This window comes from Streptomyces sp. NPDC058701, assembly GCF_042715295.1.
GTDB lineage: Bacteria > Actinomycetota > Actinomycetes > Streptomycetales > Streptomycetaceae > Streptomyces.
Genome location: NZ_JBHXSY010000024.1, coordinates 1 through 25639 on the forward strand (window position 1 = coordinate 1; position 25639 = coordinate 25639).

The 25639-nt window shown below is 72.3% G+C and carries 25 protein-coding genes and 1 pseudogene; 14 read left to right on the forward strand and 12 right to left on the reverse strand.

The window, feature by feature from the left end; translation table 11 throughout:
- Window positions 1-219: 219 nt before the first annotated feature.
- The gene (locus tag ACFWW8_RS23785) at window positions 220-498 is read right to left on the reverse strand and encodes a GlsB/YeaQ/YmgE family stress response membrane protein (protein WP_386531034.1); all 279 of its coding nucleotides are present in this window, start codon (window positions 496-498) and stop codon (window positions 220-222) included.
- Window positions 499-856: 358 nt separating this feature from the next.
- On the opposite strand from ACFWW8_RS23785, the gene ACFWW8_RS23790 reads away from it, so the two are divergent.
- The 3 genes from ACFWW8_RS23790 to ACFWW8_RS23800 all read left to right on the forward strand — a co-directional run bounded on the left by ACFWW8_RS23790 (window position 857) and on the right by ACFWW8_RS23800 (window position 2685).
- Window positions 857-1078: a hypothetical protein gene (locus ACFWW8_RS23790; RefSeq protein ID WP_386531036.1), complete on the forward strand. Its 222-nt coding sequence runs from the start codon at window positions 857-859 to the stop codon at window positions 1076-1078.
- 207 nt (window positions 1079-1285) lie between these two features.
- Window positions 1286-1678, forward strand: coding sequence for a hypothetical protein (locus ACFWW8_RS23795; RefSeq protein WP_386531038.1), 393 nt, complete (start codon window positions 1286-1288; stop codon window positions 1676-1678).
- A 110-nt stretch (window positions 1679-1788) separates the two neighbouring features.
- Entirely contained in the window at window positions 1789-2685 is an 897-nt protein-coding gene (locus ACFWW8_RS23800; RefSeq protein WP_386531040.1) for a DUF1206 domain-containing protein, read from the forward strand.
- Window positions 2686-2819: 134 nt separating this feature from the next.
- Here the strand turns inward: ACFWW8_RS23800 and ACFWW8_RS23805 are convergent, their stop codons facing one another.
- Both ACFWW8_RS23805 and ACFWW8_RS23810 read right to left on the reverse strand, forming a co-directional pair.
- Window positions 2820-3185, reverse strand: coding sequence for an ArsR/SmtB family transcription factor (locus tag ACFWW8_RS23805; protein ID WP_386531042.1), 366 nt, complete (start codon window positions 3183-3185; stop codon window positions 2820-2822).
- Window positions 3186-3410: 225 nt separating this feature from the next.
- Window positions 3411-3590, reverse strand: a complete 180-nt coding sequence (locus ACFWW8_RS23810) for an NAD(P)-binding protein (protein ID WP_386531043.1) — start codon at window positions 3588-3590, stop codon at window positions 3411-3413.
- Between the two features lie 99 nt (window positions 3591-3689).
- Here ACFWW8_RS23810 and ACFWW8_RS23815 point away from each other — a divergent pair, with 99 nt between their 5' ends.
- Complete coding sequence (locus tag ACFWW8_RS23815; RefSeq protein WP_386531045.1) at window positions 3690-5057, forward strand: NAD(P)-binding domain-containing protein; 1368 nt, start codon at window positions 3690-3692, stop codon at window positions 5055-5057.
- 6 nt (window positions 5058-5063) lie between these two features.
- Window positions 5064-6302, forward strand: coding sequence for an MFS transporter (locus ACFWW8_RS23820; RefSeq protein WP_386531047.1), 1239 nt, complete (start codon window positions 5064-5066; stop codon window positions 6300-6302).
- A gap of 86 nt (window positions 6303-6388) precedes the next feature.
- On the opposite strand, the gene ACFWW8_RS23825 is transcribed toward ACFWW8_RS23820, so the two are convergent.
- From ACFWW8_RS23825 to ACFWW8_RS23840, 4 genes and pseudogenes are all read right to left on the reverse strand, one after another.
- Entirely contained in the window at window positions 6389-7711 is a 1323-nt protein-coding gene (locus ACFWW8_RS23825) for a sensor histidine kinase (protein ID WP_386531048.1), read from the reverse strand.
- Window positions 7712-7854: 143 nt separating this feature from the next.
- A complete protein-coding gene (locus ACFWW8_RS23830; protein WP_386531050.1) occupies window positions 7855-8262 on the reverse strand; it encodes a VOC family protein in 408 nt (135 codons plus the stop codon).
- A gap of 148 nt (window positions 8263-8410) precedes the next feature.
- Window positions 8411-8731 (reverse strand): annotated as a pseudogene (locus tag ACFWW8_RS23835) (VOC family protein); the annotation flags it as partial.
- A 162-nt stretch (window positions 8732-8893) separates the two neighbouring features.
- Entirely contained in the window at window positions 8894-9877 is a 984-nt protein-coding gene (locus ACFWW8_RS23840; protein WP_386531052.1) for a helix-turn-helix transcriptional regulator, read from the reverse strand.
- 62 nt (window positions 9878-9939) lie between these two features.
- Here ACFWW8_RS23840 and ACFWW8_RS23845 point away from each other — a divergent pair, with 62 nt between their 5' ends.
- The 4 genes from ACFWW8_RS23845 to ACFWW8_RS23860 all read left to right on the forward strand — a co-directional run bounded on the left by ACFWW8_RS23845 (window position 9940) and on the right by ACFWW8_RS23860 (window position 13471).
- Complete coding sequence (locus ACFWW8_RS23845; protein WP_386531054.1) at window positions 9940-11451, forward strand: MFS transporter; 1512 nt, start codon at window positions 9940-9942, stop codon at window positions 11449-11451.
- A 146-nt stretch (window positions 11452-11597) separates the two neighbouring features.
- On the forward strand, window positions 11598-11930 hold the full coding sequence (locus tag ACFWW8_RS23850) for a VOC family protein (protein ID WP_386531056.1): 333 nt from the start codon (window positions 11598-11600) through the stop codon (window positions 11928-11930).
- An 86-nt stretch (window positions 11931-12016) separates the two neighbouring features.
- The gene (locus ACFWW8_RS23855) at window positions 12017-12418 is read left to right on the forward strand and encodes a VOC family protein (RefSeq protein ID WP_386531058.1); all 402 of its coding nucleotides are present in this window, start codon (window positions 12017-12019) and stop codon (window positions 12416-12418) included.
- A gap of 87 nt (window positions 12419-12505) precedes the next feature.
- On the forward strand, window positions 12506-13471 hold the full coding sequence (locus tag ACFWW8_RS23860; RefSeq protein WP_386531060.1) for a Gfo/Idh/MocA family protein: 966 nt from the start codon (window positions 12506-12508) through the stop codon (window positions 13469-13471).
- Window positions 13472-13601: 130 nt separating this feature from the next.
- Here ACFWW8_RS23860 and ACFWW8_RS23865 read toward each other — a convergent pair whose 3' ends face one another.
- From ACFWW8_RS23865 to ACFWW8_RS23875, 3 genes are read right to left on the reverse strand one after another with little or no spacing between them, the layout of a single operon-like run.
- A complete protein-coding gene (locus ACFWW8_RS23865) occupies window positions 13602-14186 on the reverse strand; it encodes a flavin reductase family protein (RefSeq protein WP_386531062.1) in 585 nt (194 codons plus the stop codon).
- Between the two features lie 9 nt (window positions 14187-14195).
- Window positions 14196-16328, reverse strand: coding sequence for a tetratricopeptide repeat protein (locus ACFWW8_RS23870; RefSeq protein WP_386531064.1), 2133 nt, complete (start codon window positions 16326-16328; stop codon window positions 14196-14198).
- A 36-nt stretch (window positions 16329-16364) separates the two neighbouring features.
- Window positions 16365-17588 carry a hypothetical protein gene (locus ACFWW8_RS23875; RefSeq protein WP_386531066.1) on the reverse strand — a complete coding sequence of 408 codons (1224 nt, stop codon included), beginning with the start codon at window positions 17586-17588 and terminating at the stop codon, window positions 16365-16367.
- Window positions 17589-18086: 498 nt separating this feature from the next.
- Between ACFWW8_RS23875 and ACFWW8_RS23880 the strand changes: the two genes are divergently transcribed.
- Together ACFWW8_RS23880 and ACFWW8_RS23885 are read left to right on the forward strand one after the other, a co-directional pair.
- Window positions 18087-18410 carry a hypothetical protein gene (locus ACFWW8_RS23880; RefSeq protein ID WP_386531068.1) on the forward strand — a complete coding sequence of 108 codons (324 nt, stop codon included), beginning with the start codon at window positions 18087-18089 and terminating at the stop codon, window positions 18408-18410.
- A 225-nt stretch (window positions 18411-18635) separates the two neighbouring features.
- Window positions 18636-18830 (forward strand): hypothetical protein, encoded by a 195-nt coding sequence (locus ACFWW8_RS23885; RefSeq protein ID WP_386531070.1) that lies wholly within the window; start codon window positions 18636-18638, stop codon window positions 18828-18830.
- Window positions 18831-18889: 59 nt separating this feature from the next.
- Here the strand turns inward: ACFWW8_RS23885 and recQ are convergent, their stop codons facing one another.
- Window positions 18890-20908, reverse strand: coding sequence for a DNA helicase RecQ (gene recQ / locus ACFWW8_RS23890; protein WP_386531072.1), 2019 nt, complete (start codon window positions 20906-20908; stop codon window positions 18890-18892).
- A 252-nt stretch (window positions 20909-21160) separates the two neighbouring features.
- On the opposite strand from recQ, the gene ACFWW8_RS23895 reads away from it, so the two are divergent.
- Window positions 21161-21568: a hypothetical protein gene (locus ACFWW8_RS23895; protein ID WP_386531074.1), complete on the forward strand. Its 408-nt coding sequence runs from the start codon at window positions 21161-21163 to the stop codon at window positions 21566-21568.
- A gap of 125 nt (window positions 21569-21693) precedes the next feature.
- On the opposite strand, the gene ACFWW8_RS23900 is transcribed toward ACFWW8_RS23895, so the two are convergent.
- The gene (locus ACFWW8_RS23900) at window positions 21694-22593 is read right to left on the reverse strand and encodes a LysR family transcriptional regulator (RefSeq protein ID WP_386531076.1); all 900 of its coding nucleotides are present in this window, start codon (window positions 22591-22593) and stop codon (window positions 21694-21696) included.
- 111 nt (window positions 22594-22704) lie between these two features.
- Between ACFWW8_RS23900 and ACFWW8_RS23905 the strand changes: the two genes are divergently transcribed.
- Entirely contained in the window at window positions 22705-23070 is a 366-nt protein-coding gene (locus ACFWW8_RS23905) for a YybH family protein (RefSeq protein WP_386531078.1), read from the forward strand.
- Window positions 23071-23443: 373 nt separating this feature from the next.
- Window positions 23444-25627, forward strand: coding sequence for an RNA polymerase recycling motor ATPase HelR (helR, locus tag ACFWW8_RS23910; RefSeq protein ID WP_386531080.1), 2184 nt, complete (start codon window positions 23444-23446; stop codon window positions 25625-25627).
- Window positions 25628-25639: the final 12 nt, after the last annotated feature.

The following is a 25639-nucleotide window of genomic DNA, read 5'->3' on the forward strand; positions in this document are numbered from 1 at the left end:
CCAACACCCCCCCGCCTCCAACCGCAACCACACCCGGTTGGGGGGGCCGTTTTTTTTTTAAACCCCCCCCGCGGGCCCCCGGCCGGCACCCCCCGCCCGGGCCACTGCTTGCACTGCTTGCGCTGCTCCCCAGGCACGCCAGTGATCACGTGTTGCGACGATCCCTGGAGGCTGCCCGGAAGAGGGGGCCGTTTGCGCCGACGGGTGGGGCTGGGTCGCTCAGGCGTGGCGGTGGCTGCGCTTGTTGCCGGTCACCAGTCGGTAGACGGCGAGGAGGATGACGGAGCCGATGATGGCGGCGATCCAGGTCGAGAGGTCGAAGAAGCCGTCGATGGAATCGACGCCGAAGATGACCTTGCCGAGCCAGCCGCCGAGCAGACCGCCCGCGACACCGATCAGCATGGTGATGATGATGCCGCCCGGGTCCTTGCCCGGCATCAGGGCCTTCGCGATGAGACCGGCGAGCAGCCCGATGAGAATCCAAGCCAGAATGCCCATGATGCGTCTCCTACCTCGGTGAATAAAGCTGGTGTGAACGATCGTCTTCTCCACACCGGGGTTTCCAAACGTCCCAGGATCATGATCATTACGCTGCGGGAGGCGACACCCCCGGGTTGATGCCGCAGCCCTCCCACAAGCCGAGGTGGCCGTCAAGCCCAGGTGGCCCGACCACTGCGGCGTCCTCGGCAGCGGTTTGTCCTCCTCGATTGCCAGCCGTCGCGCGTCAAGAGGGAGCGCGGCCCGGCGGACCCGAGTCGCCCGGCGCCCGTCAGCCGGGGGCAAGCCGCTGACACCGCCTTCCCTCGAACCCGCGCACCCGCGTGATCTGAGGCCGGATCGGGGCATCCGATGTCGTATGAACCTTTCGAGACCGGTGAAATTGCTGCTGCTGGCGGTCCTGGCCTTCTTGGGGTCGACGCTGTATCTGCACTTCGGCCGTCACGAGCCGTGGGGTCGGTCCTTGCTCCTCGGGCTGGGCACGGCGCCGTTCATCGTGGCCATGTGGAAGTTCCGCGACTGGTACATGGGCCGAGCGGAGAAGGCGGGGCGTCGCATGCGCGAGGCGCGCAACAAGTAGCGGTGGCGCCTGCGACGGACCCAGGCAGCTTCAGCGTGCCGGTCGGGATACCGGGCAACAAGGGAGACCGCGGCGCCGTGCGGCCGCGCCCCTGCCGGGCTGGGAAGGCGGCCTGAGGCCCGACGGTGGGACAATCGGGGTATCAGCGGCAGGGCGGCTCGCGTCCGAGCGGCCTACGCCGTCCGCATACAGAACAGCAGGTCAGCCATGGCCAAGCAGCAGCCGAAGCCGTCCCAGCCCACCCACGGCGAGGGCCCGGGCCCGTACAAGGGCACCGAGCAGCACGGCTGGTCACCGGATGTCGATCAGACCGAACAACAGGACAACCCCAGCGCCCACCGCTCCTTCCACCCCGACACGTACGCACCGGCCGAGGGACCCGGCAGGACCGTCTCCAAGGAAGAAGCGGGCAACCCCCACGGCAACCCCACCGAGAGCCTGAGCAGCCGCGGCGAGGACCAGGGCAAGGGCGCCACCGACAAGGGAATGCACGACACCGGCCGCCGAGGCCGCTCCCAGCGCCCCAGCGGAACCAAGGATGCCTCCGCCTCCACCGGCGTCGACCCCCAAGACCCGCCCGGCACCCGCAGCGCGGGATAGTTCCCCACCGGCCTCCGGGACCGCACTGCGGCCGCCAGCGTGGACGGGAGGCCGCCCGGCCGAACGCGTGCACGTGTCGAGATCAAGCAGGACGCGGGGAGGTGCCAAGTATGACGATCGACAAGGGAGCCGCCCGGGCCAAGACCCAGGGGCAGCGCGTGGCGGACAGCCGCGCCATGGAGGTCGCGGCCCGGTTCGGGCTCTGCGCCCGAGGAGTGATCTACGTCCTGGTCGGGGTCCTCGCCGTACGGATCGGCTTCAGCGGCGACAGCGACGGCAAGGAGGCCGACCGGTCCGGCGCGGTGCGGACCATCGCCGAGCAGCCATTCGGAAAGGTGCTGCTGTGGGCCCTGGTGGCGGGCTTGGCCGCGATGGCGCTGTGGCGACTGTCCGAGGCCGCCTTCGGGCAGGCGACGGCAGGCGGTGACTCGTGGCCCCGGCGCCTGGGCTCTCTGGGCATCGGAGTCTTCTACGCCGTGATCTGCGTCGGCGTGATGCAGACTGCGCTGGTCGGCGGCGGGTCCGCCGGAACACGCCCCGGTGACGCGTCGTCGAAGGAGTACACCGCGAGGGTGCTGGAATTGCCCCTCGGGCGTGTCCTCGTCGGCGTATTCGGGGCCGCCCTGGCCGTTACGGGCGTGGTTGTCGTGGTCCGCAGCCTGATGCGGAAATTCGAGAAGAATCTCCGTACGGGCGAGATGAGCCCGACGACACGGCGCGTCGTCGCGGGCCTCGGCATCATCGGCGGCGTTGCGTGCGGAGTGGTAGCGGCGGTGGCCGGCGTGTTCGTCCTGCTCGCCGCGGTGCGCTTCGACGCCAGCCAGGCGAAGGGCCTGGACGAAACGTTGCGCTCGTTCGCCGAGACGCCCGCCGGGCCCGTGCTGTTGATCGCCGCGGCACTGGGCCTCCTCGTGTTCGGCATCTACTCGTTCTGCGAAGCCCGCTGGCGCAAGGCCCCCGAACACGACGCCTCGGCGGATCAACCGACCCCCCGCAGTACCAGCTGACAGCTGCACGCTGGGCTGCCTGCTCCCCGTCGCGCGCTGTCCAGCGGTCGTCGGCTTGGCCGTCGGCGCCGCAGTCGGTAGAGCGGATCAGGCCGTGCAGGTGGTACGGCCACACGCCGAGGGCGTTCTCGATGTCATGCGGCGGCCGCTCGGGTCAGGAGCTGGCCCATCGCCGCGAGGACCGCCGGTTCGACCCGGTAGTACACCCAAGTGCCGCGCCGCTCGGAGGACAGCAGCCCCGCCTCGCGCAGCTTCTTGAGGTGGTGGGAGACGGTGGGCTGGGAGACGCCGACATCGGAGATGTCGCACACGCACGCCTCGCCGCCCTCGTGAGAGGCAACGGCGGAGAACAGCCGAAGGCGCACCGGGTCGCCGAGCGCCCTGAACATGAGGGCGGTCCGCCCGGCCTCCTCGGCCGTCAGCGGGCGCTCGGTCAGGGGCGGGCAGCAGGGTGCGACGGCCTCGGACTCCAGCAGCGGGAGAACCTTCACATTCGACATACTCCTATGTTGACATATGTCGAATCAGCCGGCGGGGGTGCGAGGGTGTCACCGGGACCGGAGGTGCGCGGTCACCTGCCGGGCGGCGCGTTCGGCGTCCCGGCCCACGCCGCGCAGCGAGTTCGAGGACAGGCTGCGCTGCCACTCCGGCCCGACGAAGTGCAGGCCTGGAAGATGGGGCGGCGCTCTGATGCGCCGGCATCGAGGGCGGCGCGGTAGCGGCCGTCATCGAGGACGGGCTGAGCCGACAGGGTGCACAGGAGGCGGCCCAGCGGAGCGGTGTCCAGGCCGGTTCGGGCCAGCCAGAAGTGCTGGCACGCGGCCCCGCCGGGCCAATGCGTGCGCGGCCGCCAGGCCCGACTGGCCGCCTCCGATGACCGCTACGCCCACGTGCTCCACGACCACCCCAGATTTGATGAACGTCTATGTTGACGCTCATCGAAGCAGGTGGCATGCTGGCAACGCAAGCCATCGACGGATGTCGAAACAAATGAGGAGCCTGCCGTGAACGCGCCTGCCACCACCACCGACCTGCCCACCGTGGTCATCGGCGCCGGACCCGTCGGCCTGGCCGCCGCCGCCCACCTCACCGCCCGCGGCCTGATCCCCCTGGTCCTCGAAGCCGGCCCCACCGCGGGCACCGCCGCCCGCGACTGGGCCCACGTACGCCTCTTCTCCACCTGGTCCGAGGTGATCGACCCGGTGGCCGAGAAGCTCCTCGCCCCCACCGGCTGGACCGCGCCCGACGGCGCCACCTACCCGTCGGGCGGCGACTGGGCCGAGCTCTACCTCCAGCCCCTCGCCGACGTCCTCGGCGACCGCGTCCGGTACGGCGCCACCGTAACCGGCGTCTCCCGCGCCGGCCGCGACCGCGTCGTCGACGCCGACCGCGAAGCGCAGCCCTTCACCGTCCGCGTCGTCAACGCCGACGGCAGCGAGGAGCGGCTCCTGGCCCGCGCCGTCATCGACGCCTCCGGCACCTGGTCCACCCCCGGCCCGATCGGCGGCGACGGCCTCCCGGCCCTCGGCGAACAGGCCGCCTCCGACCGGATCTCCTACCGCGTCCCCGACCTCAAGGACCCGGCCGTCCGCGCCCGGTACGCGGGCAGGCGCACCGCGGTCATCGGCTCCGGCGCCTCCGCGTTCACCGCCCTGGCCTCCCTCGCCTCCCTCGCCAAGGCCGCGGACGGCAGCGGTACGCACGCGGCGTGGATCCTCCGGCGCGGGATCTCCGGCGCCACCTTCGGCGGCGGCAGCGCCGACCAGCTCCCCGCCCGCGGCGCCCTCGGCGTCGCCGCGAAGGCAGCCCTCGACGACGGGCACGCCGACGCCGTCACCGGCTTCCGCACCGACGCCGTCGAACGCGACACCGACGGCCGCCTGGTCCTCGTCGCCGAAGACGGACGCCGCCTGGACCCGGTCGACGAGGTCATCGTCCTCACCGGCCTGCGCCCCGACCTGACGTTCGTCAACGAACTGCGCCTGGGCCTGGACGAGCGCCTCGAAGCCCCCATCGCCCTCGCTCCGCTGATCGACCCCAACCAGCACTCCTGTGGCACCGTCTACCCCCACGGCGTGAACGAGCTCTCCCACCCGGAGAAGAACGTCTACCTCGCCGGCATGAAGTCCTACGGCCGCGCCCCCACCTTCCTGGCCATGACCGGCTACGAACAGGTCCGCTCCATCGCCGCCCACCTCGCCGGAGACCACGAAGCTGCACAGCGCGTCGAACTCACCCTCCCCGAAACCGGTGTCTGCGGCGGCGCCGGCCTTTTCGACGAGCCCGCGGCCGCCGAGGACACCGGCGGCTGCTGCGCGGCCCCGGCCACCCTCCCCATCGGCGCCCCGGCCGCTACATCCGGCGGCTGCTGACCCGGCATGCCACACATCCAGACCGGCGTGGCCGCGACAGGGACGGGGGTCCAGTCGCGGCCACGCGCCGCCCTGCCCGCCCTGTGCGCCACCCAGATCACCAGCTGGGGCATCGTCTACTACGCCTTCCCCGTCCTGAACTCACCGATCACCGCCGACACCGGCTGGTCCCCGGCCTTCACCACCGCGGCGTTCTCCGCCGCCCTGCTCGTCTCCGCGCTCACGGGCATCCCGATCGGCCGCACCCTGGACCGCCGCGGCCCGCGCACCGTCATGACCGCCGGCTCCGCCCTCGCCGTCCTCGCGCTGCTCACCATCGCGGCCGCGCCCAACCGAGCCGTCTTCACCGCCGGATGGCTCCTCGCGGGCGTGGCCATGGCCGCGACCTTCTACCACCCGGCGTTCGCCGCCCTGACCCGCTGGTGGGGAGAGGACCGTGTCCGCGCCCTCACGATCGTCACCCTGGCCGGCGGGCTCGCCTCCACCGTCTTCGCACCCCTGACCGCCGCGCTCGCCGAACACTTCAGCTGGCGTACCACCTATGTCATCCTGGCCGCGATCCTCGGGGCCGTGACCATCCCCGCTCACGCCCTCGCCCTGCGCGGCCCCTGGCCCGCAGCCCCCGCACTCCCCGGACCCCAACCCCACGCGCCCCCGCCCCCGGTCGCCCGCAGCCGGCCCTTCCTGCTCCTCGCCGCCACGCTGACCCTGTCCGGCTTCGCGATGTACTCCGTCGTCATGGGCCTGGTCCCGCTCCTGACCGAACGCGGCGCCACCACCACCGGAGCCGCCTGGATCCTCGGACTCGGGGGTGCCGGACAAACCCTCGGCCGCACCCTCTACGCCACCCTCGCCCGCCACACCAGCACCACCACCCGCACCGCAGCCCTCATCGCCGCAGGCGGCGCCACCACCGCAGCCCTCGCCCTCATCCCCGGCCCCTTCCCCCTCCTGGCCCTCCTCGCGATCCTCGCGGGCACCGTTCGCGGCAACCTCACCCTCCTCCAGGCCACCGCCGTCACCGACCGCTGGGGCACCAGCCACTACGGCCGCCTCTCCGGACTCCTCAGCGCCCCCGCCTCCCTCGCCGCCGCCCTCGCCCCCTTCGCCGGAGCGGCCCTCGCCGCACCCCTCGGCGGCTACCCCACCCTCTTCCTCCTCCTCGCCGCCCTGTCGCTCGCCGCCGCAGCCATCTCCCTCGGCTCAACGCCCCGGACCACACCGCATACCGCGCACTTCGCATAGCGCTCCCCGCCGGCTGGCGGCCATGCCCGGGACGCGGGCGCCGGGAGGCGTACGCGAACGACCAGGTCTCCCCGGTCACGCTGATCTCAGGTAGAGGACACGCGCGAAGAGACCGACGCGGTGAAGCGGGTGCAGAGCGCGCTCGCGGACGCTGGAATCGACGACGTCTCGTTCACGGCGGGGAGGCAGGCCTTCACCTGGAAGCCGCCGTCGGTGACGGGTCCGGCCGTGAGTGCGCCTCCGAGCATGGCGACGCGCTCCCGCATCCCCAGCAGTCCGTGCCCTGCGCCCGGGGAGGGGGCGGCCGGCCGGGCCGGGGCCGTGTTGGTCACGTCGATCTCCAGTCCCTTCGGAGTGAACTGCAGACAGAGGCGGACCTGCGAACCGGGGGCGTGGCGAAGGCAGTTGCTCAGGGCTTCCTGCACGATGCGGTACGCGGAGAGTTCCGCACCCGGTGAAAGCGGTCGCGGCGGTTGGCCGGTGATCTGCGTGGTGACGGACAGTCCGGCACCGCGTACGTTGCCGACCAGGGTGGGCAGGTCGGCAAGGGTGGGCTGCGGCGAGCGGGCGGCACTGGGGTCATGGGCGTCGTCGGACCGCAGCACCCCCAGGACACGGCGCAGCTCGGTCAGCGCGTCCAGGGCGTTGTGGCGAATGCCGGCCAGGTTCTGTTTCAGCTGTGCCGGGTCGTCGATGAGATGCGGGGCCACCTGCGCCTGGATGGAGATGACGGACATGTGGTGGGCCACCACGTCGTGCAGCTCCCGGGCGATCCGGCCCCGTTCTTCCAGCAGGACGCGCTGGGCGCGCTCCTCGGCCGTCAGGTCGGACTGCGCCTCCAGTTCCGCCTGGGTTCGGCGCCTGCCGCGCACGGTGACTCCCAGGAGCACGATCAGGGAGAACAGGACGAGCGCAGTCACCGTGTTGGAGTGAGGGGCGGCCGACCGAGCGGTGAGGAGTGCGGTCGCACCCGGCAGAAGGACGGACAGGGCGAGCGCGCCCCAGGCCGCTCGGGCGCGCACGCGCAGGGCGAGCAGCAGGAGGACCGCCGCGTGCGCACACAGCCCCGGGACGGTGAAGGGCCAGGGGGTGTTCCACAGCAGGTGGGGGGCGCTGGCCGCGGTGGCGGTCACGGTTGCGGCCAGGGACAGCCACCAGGCGGCCCCGGGGCGGTTCAGCGCCAGGAACAGGGCTACGCCTTGCGCCAGAGCGAGCAGGAAGCCGTATGCCGGGCCGAGGCCGTTGCGGTGTCCCAGCTGATCGGTGTCGGTGATGATCACGACGACTGCCGCCACGGCGAACAGGACGTGGGGGAGGTACTTCAGCCGCCGGGGCAGGTTCGGGGGTGGCAGCGGATCGGCCCTGAGTGTCAGCAGGTCCTCACGCAGCGGGGACACGATGCCTCGCACAGCGTTCCTTCCTCTGGTCGCCCGTCGTCGTGGTCGGTACGGCGTCGATCGGGCCGGGCGACGCGCCCTGGCACGACCGGGTGGGTCACGCGCGTGGCCGTTTGCCACCTCGGCGTGTGCGCTCGCTGCGGGCAATCGGCGGGTCAGGCGTATGTGGCGAGGTCGCTGGCCTGCAGGGCGGCGTTGTCGTTGATGCCGATGATGTAGCCGTCCGGGTCCCGGAAGTAGAACTCGCGCTGGCCGTTGTGGTCGGTGACGGTGTCCTTGACGATCTCGGCGTGCTCGGCGATGCGGTCGTGCGCCGCATGGAAGTCATCGACGGCGAGGTAGAACATGCCCGTGAAGCCGACCGGAAGGTCGGCCAGGACGGGCAGCCAGTTCTGGAGGTCGGCGTTGCGGTAGAGCATGCCGCAGAACGAGCCCTCGAAGAGGAGCATGTGGATGTCGTCGCCGGGGCGGGCGGTGCTGGAGTCCACCTCGAAGCCGAGCCTCTCGTAGAACGCGATGCTGGTGGCGGTGTCCTTGACGCCGAGGCAGGGGGCGAACGGCATGATTTCCTCCGGAGGCTTTCGAATCGTACGGACGGGACGGCCGTCGATATCCGACCGTTGCGGTCTCAGCTGGTGGCGCTGATGCAGAAGGGCTGCCCGAGGGATCGAGCAGGACGGTCCACAGCTCCCCGCCGGGCTGGTGGTCGGGCTTGGTCGCGCCGAGCTCCAGCAGCCGCTTCTCCGCCGCTGCGACGTCGTCGAAAGCGAGGTTGAGGTGGAAGGCCAGTTCCTCGGCCGGCCAGTCCGGCGCCTTGAAGCTCTGGGCGGTGTAGAAGATGTACATCGCATGGCCGTCCGTCACCGGGAAGGCGACCGCGTTGCCGTCCTCGTCGGGGTATGCCTGGCCGGGCTCCCGTCCCAGGGCGGCGGCGTAGAAGGCGGCGAGCCTCTTGCCGTCGTCGGCCCACATCGCGTGCGAAGCGACCGAGCCGGCACCCGGGCTCCTCTTCTCACCGGGAGTGCTGGCCATGTGGGTCCTCCATAGTGCCGGGGGCGGCAGACGGCCGGGCCGCCTGGGGGCAAAACGGGCGTCTCGCCCGATGTCTCCGACGTTAGAGGGCCTTTAGGACACCTGGCGTCCTAGAAGTGGATGAATCCACCGTCGGACCGCACATGTCCGGTCCGGACGGTCTCAGTCTGTTCGATGTACGGCGCGCAGGCTGCGCTGGTAGGTGGCGCGCAGGTAGTCGACGACGGCCGGGTCGGCGTCGAGGGTGTAGTCGGTTTCGAGGGTGGTGAGGGAGGTGAGGGTCTGGGCGATGCGGGGCAATGAGTTGTCCGAGCAGTCGAGGGTGCAGGTGCTCTCGTCGACGGGGTGAACGCGGGTGGCCAGGGCCCAGGTTCGGGCGAGGACGCTGTCGGCGGAGGCGTGCACGGTCGCGACGGCGCGGTAGCGGACGGGGGCGGTGGCGATCTTCGCCGCCACGTAGGAAGCGGGGTCGGGTCCGGGCTCGGGCATTGTGCGGGGCGCGACCCGGCGGCCGGTGGGTGAGGGCCGGGTGAGACGGTCGAGGCGGTAGATGCGCCAGTCGTCGCGCCCGATGTCGTGGGCTACGAGGTACCACAGGCCCCCGGAGGCGACCAGACTGTGCGGTTCGACGCGGCGCGGGGCCGGGGTGCCCTCGCGGGTGGTGTAGTCGAAGGTGATGATCTCGTGGTCTCGGCAGGCGGTGGCCAGGACCGTCAGCGTGGTGGCCTCGGCGCGGGGGCCGCGGTTTTCCCAGGTGATCGTGCTGGTGGCCGCTTGCAAGGCGGTGACGTGGCCGCGGAGGCGGGCCGGCAGGACCTGTTCGAGTTTCGCCAGCGCCCGCAGGGCGGTCTCCTCGATGCCGCCAAGCCCGCCGGCGGCCGTGCGCAGGGCCACCGTGATGGCCACCGCTTCGTCGTCGTCCAGCAGCAGCGGGGGCATCGCGGTGCCGGAGGCCAGACGGTAGCCGCCGGCGTGGCCGGTGGTCGCGTCGACGGGATAGCCCAGTTCGCGCAGCCGGTCGATGTCTCGGCGTACCGTACGGCCGGTGACGCCGAGCCGGTCGGCGAGCTCGTGACCGGCCCATTCCCGGCGGGTCTGCAGCAGGGATAGCAGGCGCAGCATGCGGGCGGGCATATCGGTCGTCATGGCGGCCAGTGTGCCGGACTTCAAGGACGTGAGGTGTCCTAAAGGGGTTCTAACGTGGAGGCATGTCCGAGAACAAACCCCTTGAATCCCCCATGAAAGCGGCGCCAGCCGATCCGCGGCGCTGGGCGGCGCTGGTCGTCGTCCTGATCGCGTCGTTCATGGATGCGGTCGATGTGACCGTCGTGCACATCGCGATCCCCGACATCCAGGCCGACACCGGCGCCTCGCTGTCCCAGATCCAGTGGATCACCGGCGGATACGCCCTCTCCTATGCCCTCGGACTGATCACCGGCGGGCGCCTGGGCGACCTGTTCGGCCGCAAGAAGGTCTTCCTGCTCGGGGTGGCCGGCTTCACGCTCACCTCCCTGATCTGCGGCATCGCGGGCAACCCCGAGATCCTGCTGGCCGGGCGTATCGCCCAGGGCGCCATGGCCGCGCTGATGGTGCCGCAGGTCCTGTCGATCATCCACGTCACCTTCCCCACCAGTGAGCGCGGCAAGGTCTTCGGGATCTACGGCGCGGTGATGGCGCTGGGCACCCTGGCCGGCCCCCTCGTCGGAGCCCTGCTCGTGCAGTGGAACCTGTTCGAGCTCGCATGGCGCCCGATCTTCCTGGTCAACCTCCCCCTCGGTGCGGCGGGACTGGTCGCCGGGTGGCTGTTGATCCGTGAGTCCAAGGGCGAGCGGGCACAGCGGCTGGACGGCATCGGCGTCGCGCTGGCCACGGTGGGACTGCTGCTTCTGGTACTGCCGCTCACCCAGGGCCGTGAACTCGGCTGGCCGGCCTGGACGTACGGATCGTTGACCGCCTCGCTGCCCGTACTGGCGCTGTTCGTGGCCTGGGAGCGGCGACTGACGCGGCACGGCGGCTCGCCGCTGGTGGTGCTCTCGCTGTTCTCCCGCCGCAGCTTCGCCGGCGGGCAGAGCGTGCAGCTGCTGTTCGGGCTCGCCTCGGGCGTGTTCTTCCTGGCCTGGACCCTGTACCTGCAACTCGGACTGGGCTTCTCGCCGTTGAAGGCCGGACTGTCCGGAATGCCGCTGTCGGCGGCGATGATGGCCGGCGCCGGCCTGTCCATGCAGGTACTCGTACCGTGGCATGGTCGGCGCGCCCTCCAGGGCGGCGCGCTGCTCGCGGTGGCCGGGATGCTGCTCTTCGCCGTGTTCGCCACCCGCTACGGGTCCGGCATCACACTGTGGCAGACCATGGTGCCGTTGGTCCCGATGGGCCTGGGCATGGGTCTGATCATCGCCCCGCTGACCGACCTGGTCCTCTCCGAGGTGCCCCACGAGCACGCCGGGTCCGCCTCCGGGCTGAGCGCCACCACGATGCAGCTCGGGCAGGCCGTCGGCGTCGCCCTGTCCTCGGTGATCTTCTTCGGCCACCTCGGCCCCGGCGACCCGGCCACCCAGGCCCACGCCATGCCCGAGGCCTTCACCGGTTCCCTGTGGTACGTGGCCGCAGCCTTCGCCGCCGCCTTCGCGCTGCTGTTCGCCCTGCCCCGCCGGGCCGGTACCACGCCTGCGGACCGTGCGACGAAGAAGGAGGCGGAACGCGAGCCGCAGCTCGTCTCCTGACAACCCCGCCCCTGGCGTCCACCTGGACTGCACGAGGTCCCGCCAGGGTCCTGACCTGGGCACCGTGCCCTCACCCTCCAAGGGCTCCCACCTCCCCCGGCCGGTTGCCCAGCCGGTACGGCCCCTCTCAGTGAAAGGTTTCTCCCATGAGCTTCATGTCCCCGGGTTCCGTCGTCTGGTTCGAGATCGGCACGGCAGACCCCGCTACGGTGCAGAACTTCTACGGCCCTGTTCTGGACTGGTCCTTCGAGGTCGACCAGGACTCCTCCGTCGACGGCCGCACCTACACCCGCATCATCGCTCCCGGCGCGCCGTGGCCCATGGGTGCCATCCAGCAGGGCGACACCGGTGGTGAGGTCGTCAACCTGTCGATGCTGTCAGCCGACGTCGAGGCCGACGTCGACAGACTCGCCGCCCTCGGGGCCGAGGTCGTCTTCCCCGCCAGCGCGGTCGGCGAGGTGACGGTATTCGCCGCCTGAAGGACCCGCGCGGTAACACCTTCTCCCTCTTCTCCCGCGGCAGCTCCGAAGACCTGGCCGAGCGGGCGCAGGCCACCGAGGAACACATGGAGGCGACCGCCTTCCGGCCCCGGCCCGGCTCCATGGCCTGGTTCGAGATCGGCACCACCGACCCGCAGACCACCATCGACTTCTACGGCGAGGCGTTCGGCTGGCGCTTCGAGAAGGACGAAACGGCGGGCGGCAAGCCGTACTTCAACATCTTCACCGGCGGCGAATGGCCCGCGGGCCGTCTGTGGGACCACAGCGCCAGCAAGGACGGGGGCGACTACGCGATGCCGTCGATCCTGGTCACCGATGTGCCCGCCACCGCCGCAGCGGCCACCGTCGCGGGAGCCCGCGTCGAGCACGGCCCGGAGGCGAACCCGGACGGCCTGGTCTTCGCCCGCCTGCGCGACCCGCACGGCAACCGGTTCGGCCTGTTCTCCATGCCCACCCACACCTCCTGACCCGCCGCGGGGCGGGGCAACCCCGAGGCTGCCCCGTCCCGGCCCTCCATCCATCCATCCATCCATACGAGATCGAAGGAGAACCCCATGAAGATCGCACTGCTCGGAACCGGCTTCGGCCAGGCCCACGCCGCCGTCTACGCCACCCGCGACGATGTGGACGAGGTGATCGTCTTCGGCCGCACAACGGCGAAACTGCGGAAGATCGCCGACGAATTCGGCTTCGCCACCACCACCGACCTGGACGCCCTGATCACCGACCCGTCGGTGGACCTGGTCGACATCTGCCTGCCCACCCACCTGCACGCCGACACGGCCGTCCGCGCCCTGGAAGCGGGCAAGGACGTCCTGGTCGAACTGCCGCTGGCCACCTCCATGGACGACGCCCAGCGCGTCATCGACACCCAGCGGGCCGCGGGCCGCCAGGTGTTCGTGGACATGTTCTCCCGCTTCAGCCCCGCCAACGTCTTCCTGCGCGAGGCCGCCGCCGACCAGCGCTACGGCGCGCTGCTGTCGCTGGAGGTCGAAGGCCGCACCGCACTGCTGTGGCCGGGCTACGACCTGGGCCTGGACTCGCTGGCGATGGACATGATGCACGCCGACTTCGACCTGGTCACCAGCCTGCTCGGTGCCCCGCGGGCCGTTCAGGTCACCGCGGTCGAGAAGCCCGGGGGGCGGGGATCGGCGGCCGAGGTGGTGCTCACCTACCCCGAGGCGATGGCACGCTGCTCGTCCTCGTCGCTGATGCCCCGGCCATACCAGATGGGCGGAGGCTTCCGGGCAACGTTCGCCGATGCCGTACTGGAACTGGGCATGCGGGCCGACGACACCAACCGGGGCACGTCCCAGCTCACCGAATACACCGACCAGGAGCAACGGCGTATCGACCTGCCCGGCGCCGCCCCCTACGCGCAGATGATCGACCACGTGCTCGCCTGCCTCGCCGGCCGCGAGAAGAACCGCATCGACCCGGTCGGCGCACTGGAAGCTCTCCGCCTGACGCTCGATGTCAGCCACCGGTTGACCACCCCACAGGTGGCACATCAGTCCTGACGGGAGACCCGGCCCCACCAGCGGTACCCCGGAGGGTATGCGGGGATCCATGGTGCGTCTTCTCTCGCCGCCGTCACCCTGTGTGTGTCAGTGGTCAGCCGGCCGGGAGCATTCTCTTCCGCAGGGCCGGTCAGCCGGCGGAGGGGCGAACGCGTGCGGGTGGGCCCAGAGTCCAGTCGAGGCGTCGGCGGAAGTACACCAGGGGCTCGGCCTCCGCCACCGCGCAGTCGAGCACCTCGCCCACCACGATCACGTGGTCGCCGTGCGGGAGCAGCACGCCCGTACGGCACTTCGCGTAGACCGGGACGCCGACCAGCCGGGGAACCTGTCCGTCCCACTCCCAGAGCACGTCGGCGAACTTGTCCTCGGAGCTGCCCGCGAAGGTCTGGGCCAGGGCGGTGTGGGTGCGTGCCAGGAGGTGGACGCCGAAGTGCGCGCCCGGTCCCGCGGCGAGCTCCCGACAGGTCCGCGAACTGCGGGCGAGCGCCACCAGGATCGACGGCGGGGCCGCGCTGTAGGAGCAGAGGGACGACACGAGCAGACCGCAGGGCCGCCCGTCGTCCCGCCGGGCGGAGACGACCGCCACCCCTGACACCAGCCGGGACATCGCCTCCGTGAACCCGTCCGCCGGACCGGCTCCACGGCCCTCGTCCCGGCCGGGGCCCTGTGCGCGGGCGCGCTCCCGCCGCTGCTTCTCCTGCTGTCGGAGGTCCATCCGGCCCCCCTACGCGTGGGCGCGTTCGGCCGCGCGCAGGCAGGTCTCCCGGCGGCTCTGCGCCTCGGAGTCGTCGGTGACGGCCAGGACGGCCTCGAAGTCGGCCACGGCCCGTTCGAAGCTGCCGGCCGCTTCGTGCACCACACCCCGGTTGAACCGGAAATCGGGACGGCCTTCGAGTTCCACCGCACGGTCGAAATCGGCCAGCGCCGCGTCCAGATCGCCGTCGAGGTAGGCGAGTTCTGCCTTGATCGCCCACGCCTCGGCCAGCTCGGGGTCGAGGCGCAGAGCCTCGGCGAGGGAGTCGCGCGCCTCGGCGGTCCGGCCGTCCTCGGCCCACAGGCGTCCCTGCAGACAGAGCAGGTGCGGGTGTTCGGGGTCGAGCAGCAGACCGGCCGTCACGTCCTCCAGTGCGGCCTTGTCGTCGCCCCGGTCGGCCAGCAGGCCGGCGCGCGCGAGCAGCGCCTCGAGGTGGCCGGGTTCCAGTTCCAGGGTCCGGTCGAAGTCGGTCAGTGCTGCCTCGGCGTCGCCGAGTTCCAGCAGGGCTTCGCCACGGTTGTAGTGCGCCTCGGGGAAGGGCGGCTCCAGGGCCAGTGCCCTCTCGTAGTCGGCGATGGCCTCTTCGACGCGGCCCAGCCGGCGCAGCATGCTGCCGCGGTTGAAGTAGTGGTCGGCGAAGTCGCTGTCCGCGTCGATGATCGAGGCGTAGTCGGCGAGGGCCTCCTCCAGCCGGCCGCTCATGCCGTTCACCTGGGCCCGGTTGTAGCGCAGGCCCACGCGGTGCCAGGTCCGTTCGCCGATGCCCAGTTCGCGGTCCAGCCTCTCGATCCCTTCGTCGAGCAGTCGCAACGCCTCGTCCGGTCGGCCGGCCCTGACCTCCACCAGGGCGAGCCCGTTGCGGTTGAACACCGAGTAGAAGGCGCGTTCCTTGGGGTCGGGCAGCAGGTCCGAGATCGCGATGGCCTGGTTGACGTAGGCCCTGGCCCGCCGGTCGTCGCGCAGTTCGGGCGGGAAGTGGCGGGCGTAGAGCATGCCCGTCTCGTAGGCGAGGCTCATGTGGTGCTTGGGCATGGCGGTCGCCGCCCGGGCCTCCTCCTGGACCGCGGCCGACTCCTCCGGCCTGCCCGCGGCGGCCAGGCACACGCCCGTCTCCCGGGTGAAGGGCCACCAGAGGTCGGGGCGGGTGACGGGATCCGCCCGGTGGCGGCCCTCCTCGCCCATCTCGGCCGCGGCGTGGTAGAAGCCGAAGTACTTGCAGCGGCCCTGCGCCCAGCGCAGGGCGTCGAGGCCGGCGCCGTCGGAGTCGCTGCCCCGCAGCAGGTGGTACGGCAGGGCGCCGAGTTTGAGGGACGGTTCCGCCTCCGCGCGGGAGGCCAGCGCCTCGGCCCTGCGGTCGTGCAGGCCGGCGCGCTCCTCGTCGCTGATCGCCCGGTACGCGGCGTGCAGCGCGGGGTCGTCGTCGACGCACTCCCCCTCGACGTACCGGGCGGCCGCCTGGAGCGGCGTCTGCGTACGGTCGTCCGAGCCGTCGGGCCCGGGGCCGGACGCGGTGCCCGGGCCGTGGATGCGGGTGGTCCGCGTCGCGAGTTCCGAGGGGAGGGAGACGGACAGCATGCCGGGAGGGTCGGCGAGGGTGTCCGTGTCGGTGGCGATCACGAGGGTCAGCAGCTCCGCGGGGATGCGCCGCAGCGCGGCGGCGAGGAACTCCCGGTCGGTGACGTCCGCGTGGTGGACGTTCTCCACCACGAGGGTGCGCGGACCGTCCCCGGCCCCGGCCAGCGCGGCGAGGAGGAAGTCCACCAGGCCGTGCGCGACCCGCAGCGAGTGCAGCCGGGCCGGGTACCGGGTCGCCTCGCCCGGCGCCTTCGCGTTCTGCTCCAGCGCCCTTTCCTTCGGCGGCACCAGGGGCGCCAGCTCCGGTGTGCTCTCCTGGAGTTCGATGTAGTGGCGTACGGCCAGCTCCGGCTGTCGGCGCAGCGCGTCCGGCGCCACGTGGCGCAGCAGCTCGCCGGCCGCCGTGTAGGGGCCCCGGAGGCGCCGGTGCGCGTCCACCACCGTCAGCGGGGAGGGCAGTCCGAGGCCGGCCCGCAGCCGGTCGCGCTCGCGACGCCGGGGAGCCGATATCCAGTAGTGGCCGGTCATGAACGTACCTTTCACGGGGGCCGAGGGGGGCACGCGTCAGTCGATGACGTGGTGGGTCCTGGACCGTCGGGCGCGCACGCGTTCCCTGGCGGCGATCCAGATGGTGAGGGCGATCTGGCCGAAGGTCAGGAAGAGGAAGGCCGAGGAGTCCAGGAGTTCGGTCCAGCTCGATCCCTCCCCGGCGCCGAACCGGTCGATCGCACCGGAGACCATCCGCACGAAGACCGGGGCGAGCGCGAGCACGAAGGTGCCGAGGCTGACGGTGTAGCCGGCCACGATGAGCCAGGAGTACCAGCGTGCCGCCCGGCGGTCCACCGGGTGCCACTGGGACTCGTCCGCCAGCCGGTCGGTCCGCCCGCACCACCGCAGGAACCGGTTGCGCAGCAGGCGGACGGAGGTGGTGTGCAGGTCCACGCAGCCGAGCATGGTGGTGATCAGCACGTACACGTCGGTGCGGAGGTAGAGGAAGAACTGCCACAACAGGCGCAGCAGGGCGGCGAAGGCCAGCCCCAGGCACACGCGGCTGGTCACCGTTTCGGCCCCGCCGGGGCCCCGGGACACGTCCGCCACCGTGATGAGCAGGCCGAGCAGGACGCAGTCGGCGACCATTCCGGCCACGATCGGCAGGTAGCGCTTCCTGCGCTCGACGGCGACCAGGCCGTCCAGTGCCGTCTCGACCACCAGGAAGTAGAAGCGGTACGACAGCCGGGTCCGTGAGCGGACGCCGAGGCGCCGCGCGGCCAGGGCGTGGAACGCCTCGTGCACGGCGATGAGGGGGACGGCGGCGACCAGCAGCACGAGGCTGATCACCGCGTAGTAGTCGCTGAACAGCAGGTCCTCGGCCGTCGGTACGAGGTCCGGGGACTGGACCGTGCGCAGCAGCGCCCAGGCCACGACGAGGGCGTAGCAGACCCAGGCGGGCGGCGAGAACATCGCGCGGCCGAGCCTCTGCCAGCGCACCGGCTCCGCCTCCGCGGGCTCCTCGCCGTCCTCGCGGACGAACCCGAGCTCGCGCAGGGCTCCGATGACGTCCTCGACGTCGACCTGCTCGCCGTACTCGGCGGCGTACCAGTCGGAGGCCTGCGCCGGCGTGGCCCCGTCCGCCAGACGGCGCACCAGGTGGGCCCCGTCGGCCGGGAAGATCGCGTAGGAGTCCGTGTCGGGCCGCCCGATGGTGACGTCGTCGCCGTCCTCCAGGTAGACCAGCGTGTGGAACGGCAGCGGCGTGTCGGCGGTGCTGCGGATGCCGTGTTCCGGCATGGGGTCTCCCTCGGCTTCCGGTCCGGATCCGGCACGGGCGGGTGACCGCCTCCCCGGGAGGCGCCGTCGTGCCGGCGGCGGCCTGAGTCGCCTCGGGCTGCCCGCAGGCACGACGGCACCGCGGCCCTGGCGTGCCAGAGGCCAGGACTCAACTGATCAGGATCAGTTGGGGTTGGTGTAGACGCTGCAAGCAGACGAGGTCAGGCGGACCGGACCGGCCTTGCGTACCTGGATCTTCTTCATTCAGGACACCTCCTACAACCAGTGGGTGATGCGGACGGGCTCATCTTTGCGAGGGCCGCCATCGTTTCCCCAAAAGCCCGCCAAACCCCTCCCCCGGGGCGTCTCTTCCCGGGGGCGTCCCCTCCCGGACGCCGTGCAGAACCTGACAGAAGCCTGGGTCTTTCCAGTCCATTCCTTTACCGGGCGGGAGGTGTCGGCTCTTGCGCCGCGGCTACCATGGGGCGCACATCAGACACACTGCGTAGTGGAGGCGTGATGCTGGGTCTGGTTCCCGGCGCCAAGCCCGATCAGGGCGCGAGCGCCCCGGGACTCGGCGAGATCAGTGCGAATCCCTGGGTCTTCAAGTGCATGGGGCGCTGCTACAGCGCCGCGAAGTCCGGTGGGGCCGTGGTCATCCAGGACATCACCGACATCACGCGGCCGTTCCCCGTCGGCCGGGCCGAGCGATCCTCCGACACGTTGTGGAGCGTCCGGACCCCCCGCGGTCAGCTCGCCGGCCGCACGGGCGGCACCCTGCACGCGGTCGCGGCGCTCCGGGAGGCCGCTCTGCCACCCGCCGGCCCCTTCCCCGGGGTCTGAGGGACGCCGGGCGGGCCCCGTCGGCGAGAAGGGTCAAGGCCGTTGCGGCGCGGCGGTGCAGTGCCGGCCGTCACAGCGCAGGCGTACGGGTTGCCCGGGGCCGGTTCCGTACCGGTGGGGCGGTCGCCCCGGCGACGTGACCTCGATGGGGCCCGGCCGACGTGGCCGCCGCTGCGAGGACCTTCGCAGGCGGCCGACTCGGGGTACGACTGCCCGCCGCTGACCGTGGCAGCGCTGTACGCGTGCGTGGCGGCGCTGCCGCGCGACCGCACGTTCGGCAACGCCCGGACGGGCCGTCGCCTGGTGGAGGAGATGACGCAACAGGCCCGCCGCCTGGGGTCGTTGGCTGCTCCCGGCCTGGAGGACCTGCGCATGCCGCTGCCGGAGGACCTGCCGGACTCCCGTCCGAGCCGGGTCTGACCGTACGGCGACGCGGACCCCGCGACGCTCCGGAACTCCGGGACGCCGCGGGGGCGCCGCTACTGCCAGTCGTCCCAGGGGGCCGGCTCGTCCAGGTCGTACGGCGGCTCCTCCTCGTCCGGAGCCCCCGACTCCGCCGCCGGCCCGGCCGCCGCGGGGGCGGCGGTGGAACCGGCCGGGGCCGGCGACGGCGCGGGGGCCGACGCGGCGGGGGCGGGCCCGGTGGCATCGCGCTGTGCCAGGGTGTCGAGGACGCCCTGGGCGTACTTCGTCAGCTTGGCCTCGCCGACCCCGCCGATCGTGCCCAGCTCCTCCACCGTGGCGGGAAGCCGCGTCGCGATCTCCCGCAGCGTCGCGTCGTGGAAGACGACGTACGCCGGCACGCCCTGCTCGCGCGCCGTCGCGGCCCGCCAGGCGCGGAGGGCCAGGAAGACCGGCTCGGCCTCGGCAGGCAGGTCGACCGGTACCCGGGCGCCCTTCCCGGAGCGGGACCCCGACTCCTTCCGGGACGGGACGGCGGCCGCCTTCTCCTTGCGCATCTGGACGGTGCGGCGGCCTCCCAGCACCTCGCCGCTGTCCTCCGTCAGCACGAGCGTCCCGTAGTCGCCCTCGACGGCCAGCAGCCGCTGCGCCAGGAGCTGGCGCACGACCCCCCGCCACTCCGCGGTGCTCAGGTCCGCCCCGATGCCGAACACGGAGAGCCCGTCGTGGTCGAACTGGATGACCTTGGCCGTCTTCTTGCCCTGGAGGATGTCGACGATCTGACCGGCGCCGAACTTCTGCCGCCGCTCGTTCGCCAGCCGCCACACGGTCGACAGCAGCTTCTGCGCCGCGACCGTCCCGTCCCAGGACTCGGCCGGCGTCAGGCAGGTGTCGCAGTTGCCGCACGGTTCGCCGGACTGCCCGAAGTAGGCGAGCAGCCGCGTCCGGCGGCAGTCGACCGTCTCGCACAGCGCGAGCATGGCGTCCAGGTGCATGCCCAGGGACCGGCGGCGGGCGTCGTCCCCCTCGGAGCCCTCGATGAGCTTGCGCTGCTGGACCACGTCCTGCAGGCCGTAGGCCAGCCACGCCGTCGCCGGCTCGCCGTCGCGGCCGGCGCGGCCGGTCTCCTGGTAGTAGCCCTCGACCGACTTCGGCAGGTCGAGGTGGGCCACGAAGCGCACGTCCGGCTTGTCGATACCCATGCCGAAGGCGATCGTGGCGACCACCACGACGCCCTCCTCCCGGAGGAAGCGCGACTGGTTCGCCGCCCGCGCGCGGGCGTCCATCCCGGCGTGGTAGGCCACGGCGTCGATGCCCTGCTCCACCAGGAAGGCCGCGGTCTTCTCCACCGAGGCCCGCGACAGGCAGTAGACGACTCCGGCGTCGCCGTCGTGCTCGGTGCGGATCAGCTCCAGCAGCTGCTTGAGGGGGTTGTTCTTCGGGGCGATGCGGTACTGGATGTTCGGCCGGTCGAAGCTGGCGACGAAGTGCCGGGCGTCCTCCAGACCGAGCCGCGCCACGATCTCGGCGTGGGTGGCCTCGGTGGCCGTCGCGGTCAGCGCGATCCGCGGCACCTTCGGCCAGCGCTCGTGCAGCATGGACAGCGCGAGGTAGTCGGGCCGGAAGTCGTGTCCCCACTGCGCCACACAGTGTGCCTCGTCGATCGCGAAGAGCGACACCTTGCCGCGGTCGAGCAGCCGCTGCGCACTCTCCGTGCGCAGCCGCTCGGGCGCCAGGTAGAGCAGGTCCAGCTCGTCGGCGAGGAACGCCCGCTCGACCGCCTGCCGCTCGTGCGGATCCTGCGTCGAGTTGAGGAATCCGGCCCGCACCCCGAGGGCGGTGAGCGCGTTCACCTGGTCCTGCATCAGAGCGATGAGCGGCGAGATCACGACGCCCGTGCCGTCTCTGACGAGCGCGGGGATCTGGTAGCAGAGCGACTTTCCGCCGCCGGTCGGCATGAGGACGAGGGCGTCGCCGCCGCCGACGACCTGCTCGATGATCTCCTGCTGCTCACCGCGGAAGGAGCTGTATCCAAAGACGCGGTGCAGCACCTGCAGAGCATCGGAGGTATCGGGGGAAGCGTCCGGAAGGGCCATCCTCGAAGCCTAACGGCACCCGCCGACACCCCGGCGCCGTCCGCCCGGGCCTGTGGACGACCGCCCCGCCCGCGCACCGCCCCGGTATCGGCGCGGCCGGCCGGGACGCCCTTGGCCGCTGCCGCTGCGCAGTACGGGCGGCGCCCTCGACGGGTCTCCCCCTTCCACGCCAACTCTCGCTCATTCAGGGTGAGTTCCTCCCCGTCTGCCCCATGTTCTACGGGCCGCACCCGCCCGCTCCAGGAGGTCCGATTGCAGTCCAGGCACTCCCCCGCCGTCACCCGCGCGTTACGGCGGTCCCACCTGCTCATCGCCTTCGGCCCCGCGCTGGCGGCCGACCCGGCCGGGCCCTACCGCGCCGACAACCACATGTGGCTCCACGCCGCGTCGGGCGGCAAGGTGCTGCAGTTCGGCCCGAGCAAGCAGATGAACCGGGTCTCGACGAGCGGGGCGGGCAGCATCGCCGGGGCCGGCCCGCGTGCCGACACCCCGGACGCGATGACCGGCAACGGCGTCGCCTACGACATCGGCAAGCTGCTCCCCCTGGGCGGCTCGCCCGCGTACGCGAAGACCTCCGCGACCCCGCGCGCCTACACCGTGGGCGTCTCGGACGGCCAGGTGCAGTCCGCCCGTACGGTTCACCGAAGCCCCGGCCGGTGATCACCGGTGGCGCGCCCTCCCGGGCCGCTCCGGGGGCGTCGCTCGCGGTGAGCACCCGGGAGCCGGTGTCGTCGTTCGTCCTCACCGTCTTCTGGCCCGGGTCGGGCGCCTGACCGGCCGGCCCGTCAGCCGGGCCCGGGCCCGGACCCGGCGGCGAAGGCCCGGCGGCCGTGCGCGAGCAGCTCGCGCACGGCCGGACCGGGCGCGGCCCTCCACACCAGGGCGAGCAGGGCCGGTGCGTCGACGTCGTCGATGGTGCGGGCGGTGAGCCGGTCGCGGTAGGCCTCCGCCATGGAGTCGCTGAGGACGGCGACGCCGAGGCCGCGGGCGGCCAGATCGGCGATGGCGTCCGCGGCACTGGCCTGCAGCGCGATCGCGGGGTGCAGACCCTGGGCGGCGCAGGCGTGGTCGAACACCGTCCGCAGGCCGGTACCCGGTGGCATGCACACGACCGGGTGGGCGGCGACGTCCCGCAGGCGGACCCGGCGCCGGCCGGCCAGGGGATGACCGGGCGCGACGGCCGCGACGAGCCGTTCGCTGATGATCGTCAGTGCCTCCAGGCCCTCCGGGGCGGCGGTCGCGGTCCCGACGAGGGCCAGGTCGACGGCGCCGTCGCGGACCGCCTCGACCAGCCGGTCGGACGTGTCCTCCAGCAGCGAGAGCTCCACGCCGGGATGCGCCCGGTGGAACGCGGCGAGCGCCTCGAAGAGCGGCGTGACGGTGCAGCCGGTGACCATGCCGACCGTGATCCGGCCCCGGATCAGCTCGGCGACCTCCCCGACCGCCTGTCCCACGGCCCCGGCCGCGGCGAGGGCGGCGCGGGCGTGACCGAGGGCCGCCTTTCCCGCGACGGTCAGGGTGACGGTGCGTGCCGACCGGTCGAACAGCTCGGCACCCAGCTCGCGTTCCAGCCGTCGGATCTGGGCGCTGACGCCGGACTGGCTGATGCGGACCCGCTCGGCGGCTCGGGTGAAGTTCCGCTCCTCGGCGACCGCCACGAAGTATTCCAACTGCCTCAGCTCCATGAACAGCAATTCTAGTTGCCAGCAGAACCAGCTGTTGGACTTCTGGACGACGGCGGACCACCCTGGGACGTACGGACAGCCGAGCCAAGAGCCCGACCCCAGGAGGCAGTCGTGCCGGAGTACGAGAAGGCAGTGCACCCCGAGGACATCACCCGCCTGTTCGTCGAGCGGTCCAACGCCGGCGACGCGGCCGGAGTCGCCGCGCTGTACGAGGAGGACGCCGTACTGGCCTACCCGCCGGGCGAGCGGACGGTGGGCCGCGAGGCGATCCGCGCGCTGTGGGAGAAGGTGCTCGCCGACCGCCCCCGCTTCGAGCCGGAGCAGCCGCTGCCGACGCTGGTCAGCGACGGCGTCGCCCTCACCTCCACTCCGCCGAGGGACGGATCCGGCGCCCGGGCGCAGGTCGTCCGGCGTCAGCCCGACGGGAGCTGGCTGCGCCTGCTCGACCAGCCCGAGTTCACCCGCCCCGCCCCCTGACTCCGCGGGCCGCACGCACGGGTCGAACACGACGCGACCGGTGGGGAGTCGACCGGTGGAGGGAGGGTGTCCGTCCCGAGGGAACGAGAAGGGCAGGAGGTGTTGGCACTCCTTGCCACTCTCAAGTTATAGCGCGGTGGGGGGCTTGCGGCAAGGCCCCGGCCCCGGGGCAGAATCACGGGCCGAGGCCAGAACCTGCAGGAATGGGAGATTCACGAAGTGCGAGGGCTTTTGTCTGTTGACGGGTCGTACGGTGACGGCGGATCGGCGGTGCGCAGCACCCCCCGGTTCCGGACGCGGGGCACGGGACCGCGGGCGGCGGGCGCACCGCCCGCCGCCGCCCCGGCGGCCGCGCCGGTTCGGAGCCGCTGACATGGACCCCGTGACCACCAGCGCGTTCGACCTCCCCGACGGCCTCTCCGCGAAGGCCGATCCCGTCCTGATCGACGCCGACGAACGGCACTTCAGCGCGATCGCGCGGAGTCTGGAACAGTCGATCGCCGAGCTGTCGGACAGCCTGGACACCGCGCGCAGGACTCCCGGCGGCATCGGCCGGGCGGCGATGGACCGGGACTCCGAGATCCACCGGCTGACCGGCCGGCTGCGCACCCTGCGCCGCTTCGGCCTGAACCTGTGCCTGGGGCACTTCGTCCGCGCGGACGACCCCGATCCCGTGTACATCGGGCGGCTCGGCCTCACCGACAGCGCGGGGCGCCGGCTGCTGGTCGACTGGCGCTCCCCCGCGGCCGAGCCGTTCTTCGCGGCGACCCACGCCCGCCCGGCGGGCCTGGCGAGCCGCCGCAGGTACCGCTGGACCCGCGGCCGGATCAGCGACTACTGGGACGAGGTGTTCACCGCCGACGGGCTGGAGGGCCACGCGGCGCTCGACGACCAGTCCGCGTTCATCGCGAGCCTGGGCGTCAACCGGTCGCCCCGGATGCGCGACGTGCTCGCCACCATCCAGGCCGACCAGGACGCCGTCATCCGGGCGGGGTCACGCGGCGCGCTCGTCGTCGACGGCGGACCGGGCACGGGCAAGACCGTCGTCGCGCTGCACCGCGCCGCCCACCTCCTGTACTCCGACCCCCGCCTGGGGCACCGCCGCGGCGGTGTCCTGTTCGTCGGCCCGCACCAGCCCTACCTGGCGTACGTCGCCGACGTCCTGCCCAGCCTGGGCGAGGAGGGCGTGCAGACCTGCACCCTGCGCGACCTCGTCCCCGAAGGAGCCGGGGCGCCGGTCGAGGCCGACCCGGAGGTGGCCCGCCTGAAGTCGTCCGTGGACCTCGTGAGGGCGATCGAACCGGCCGTCGGCATGTACGAGGAGCCGCCCACCGAGGGGATGACCGTGTCGAGCCACTGGTCCGACCTGTGGCTGGGCGCCGACGACTGGGCAACCGCCTTCGAGGCGGTGGAACCGGGCACGCCGCACAACGAGGCGCGCGAGCAGATCCTGGAGGAGCTCCTCACGATCCTCATGGACAAGGACGACAGCGGCGCACCGCCCCACCTGCTCCGCAGGTCGCTGCTGCAGGACCGCGACCTGATCCGGACCCTCCACCGGGCGTGGCCGATGCTCGACGCGGGCGAGCTGGTCGGAGATCTCTGGTCGGTACCCGCCTACCTGCGCGCGTGCGCTCCCGGGCTCGCCCACGACGACGTGCGCCGGCTGCAGCGCGCGGACGCCGGGGCCTGGACGGTGTCCGACATGCCGCTGCTGGACGCGGCGCGGCAGCGGCTCGGAGACCCCGAGGCGTCCCGGCGCAGGCGGGCGAACGAGGCCGCCGACGCCGCCGAGCGCGCGCGCCGGGCCGACGCCGTCGACGGCATGCTGCAGAACGTCCTGATCGACGAGAGCGAGGGCGCGGTGGGGATGCTGCGCGGACAGGACCTGCAGGACACCCTGGTCGACCGGAGCGCCCGGGAGGCCGCCGAACCGGACCTGCTCGCCGGTCCGTTCGCGCACGTCATCGTGGACGAGGCGCAGGAACTGACGGACGCCGAGTGGCAGATGCTGCTGCTGCGCTGCCCGTCCCGCAGCTTCACCGTCGTCGGCGACCGCGCGCAGGCCCGGCGGGGGTTCACGGAGTCGTGGGAGGAACGGCTCGAACGGGTCGGGCTGGACCGGGTCACCGTGGCCTCCCTGAGCATCAACTACCGCACCCCGGAAGAGGTCATGGCGGAGGCCGAGCCGGCCATCCGCGCCGCGCTCCCCGACGCCAACGTGCCGGCCTCCGTCCGCAGCGCCGGCGTCCCCGTGGTGCACGGGTCCGCCGCGGATCTGGACGCGGTGCTCGACGCCTGGCTGGCCGCCCACGCCGAGGGGACAGCCTGCGTCATCGGCGCAGGGGGCGCCGTCGCCGGCGCCGCCGTCGGCGGCGCGTTCCGCGGGCGGTCCCGCGTCCGGTCGCTGACCCCGGAACTGTCGAAGGGACTCGAATTCGACCTGGTCGTCCTCGTCGACCCGGGGGCGTTCGGCGAGGGCGTCGAGGGGGCGGTCGACCGCTACGTCGCGATGACCCGCGCGACCCGGCAGCTCGTCGTCCTCACCAGCCCCTGACACCGGCCGCGG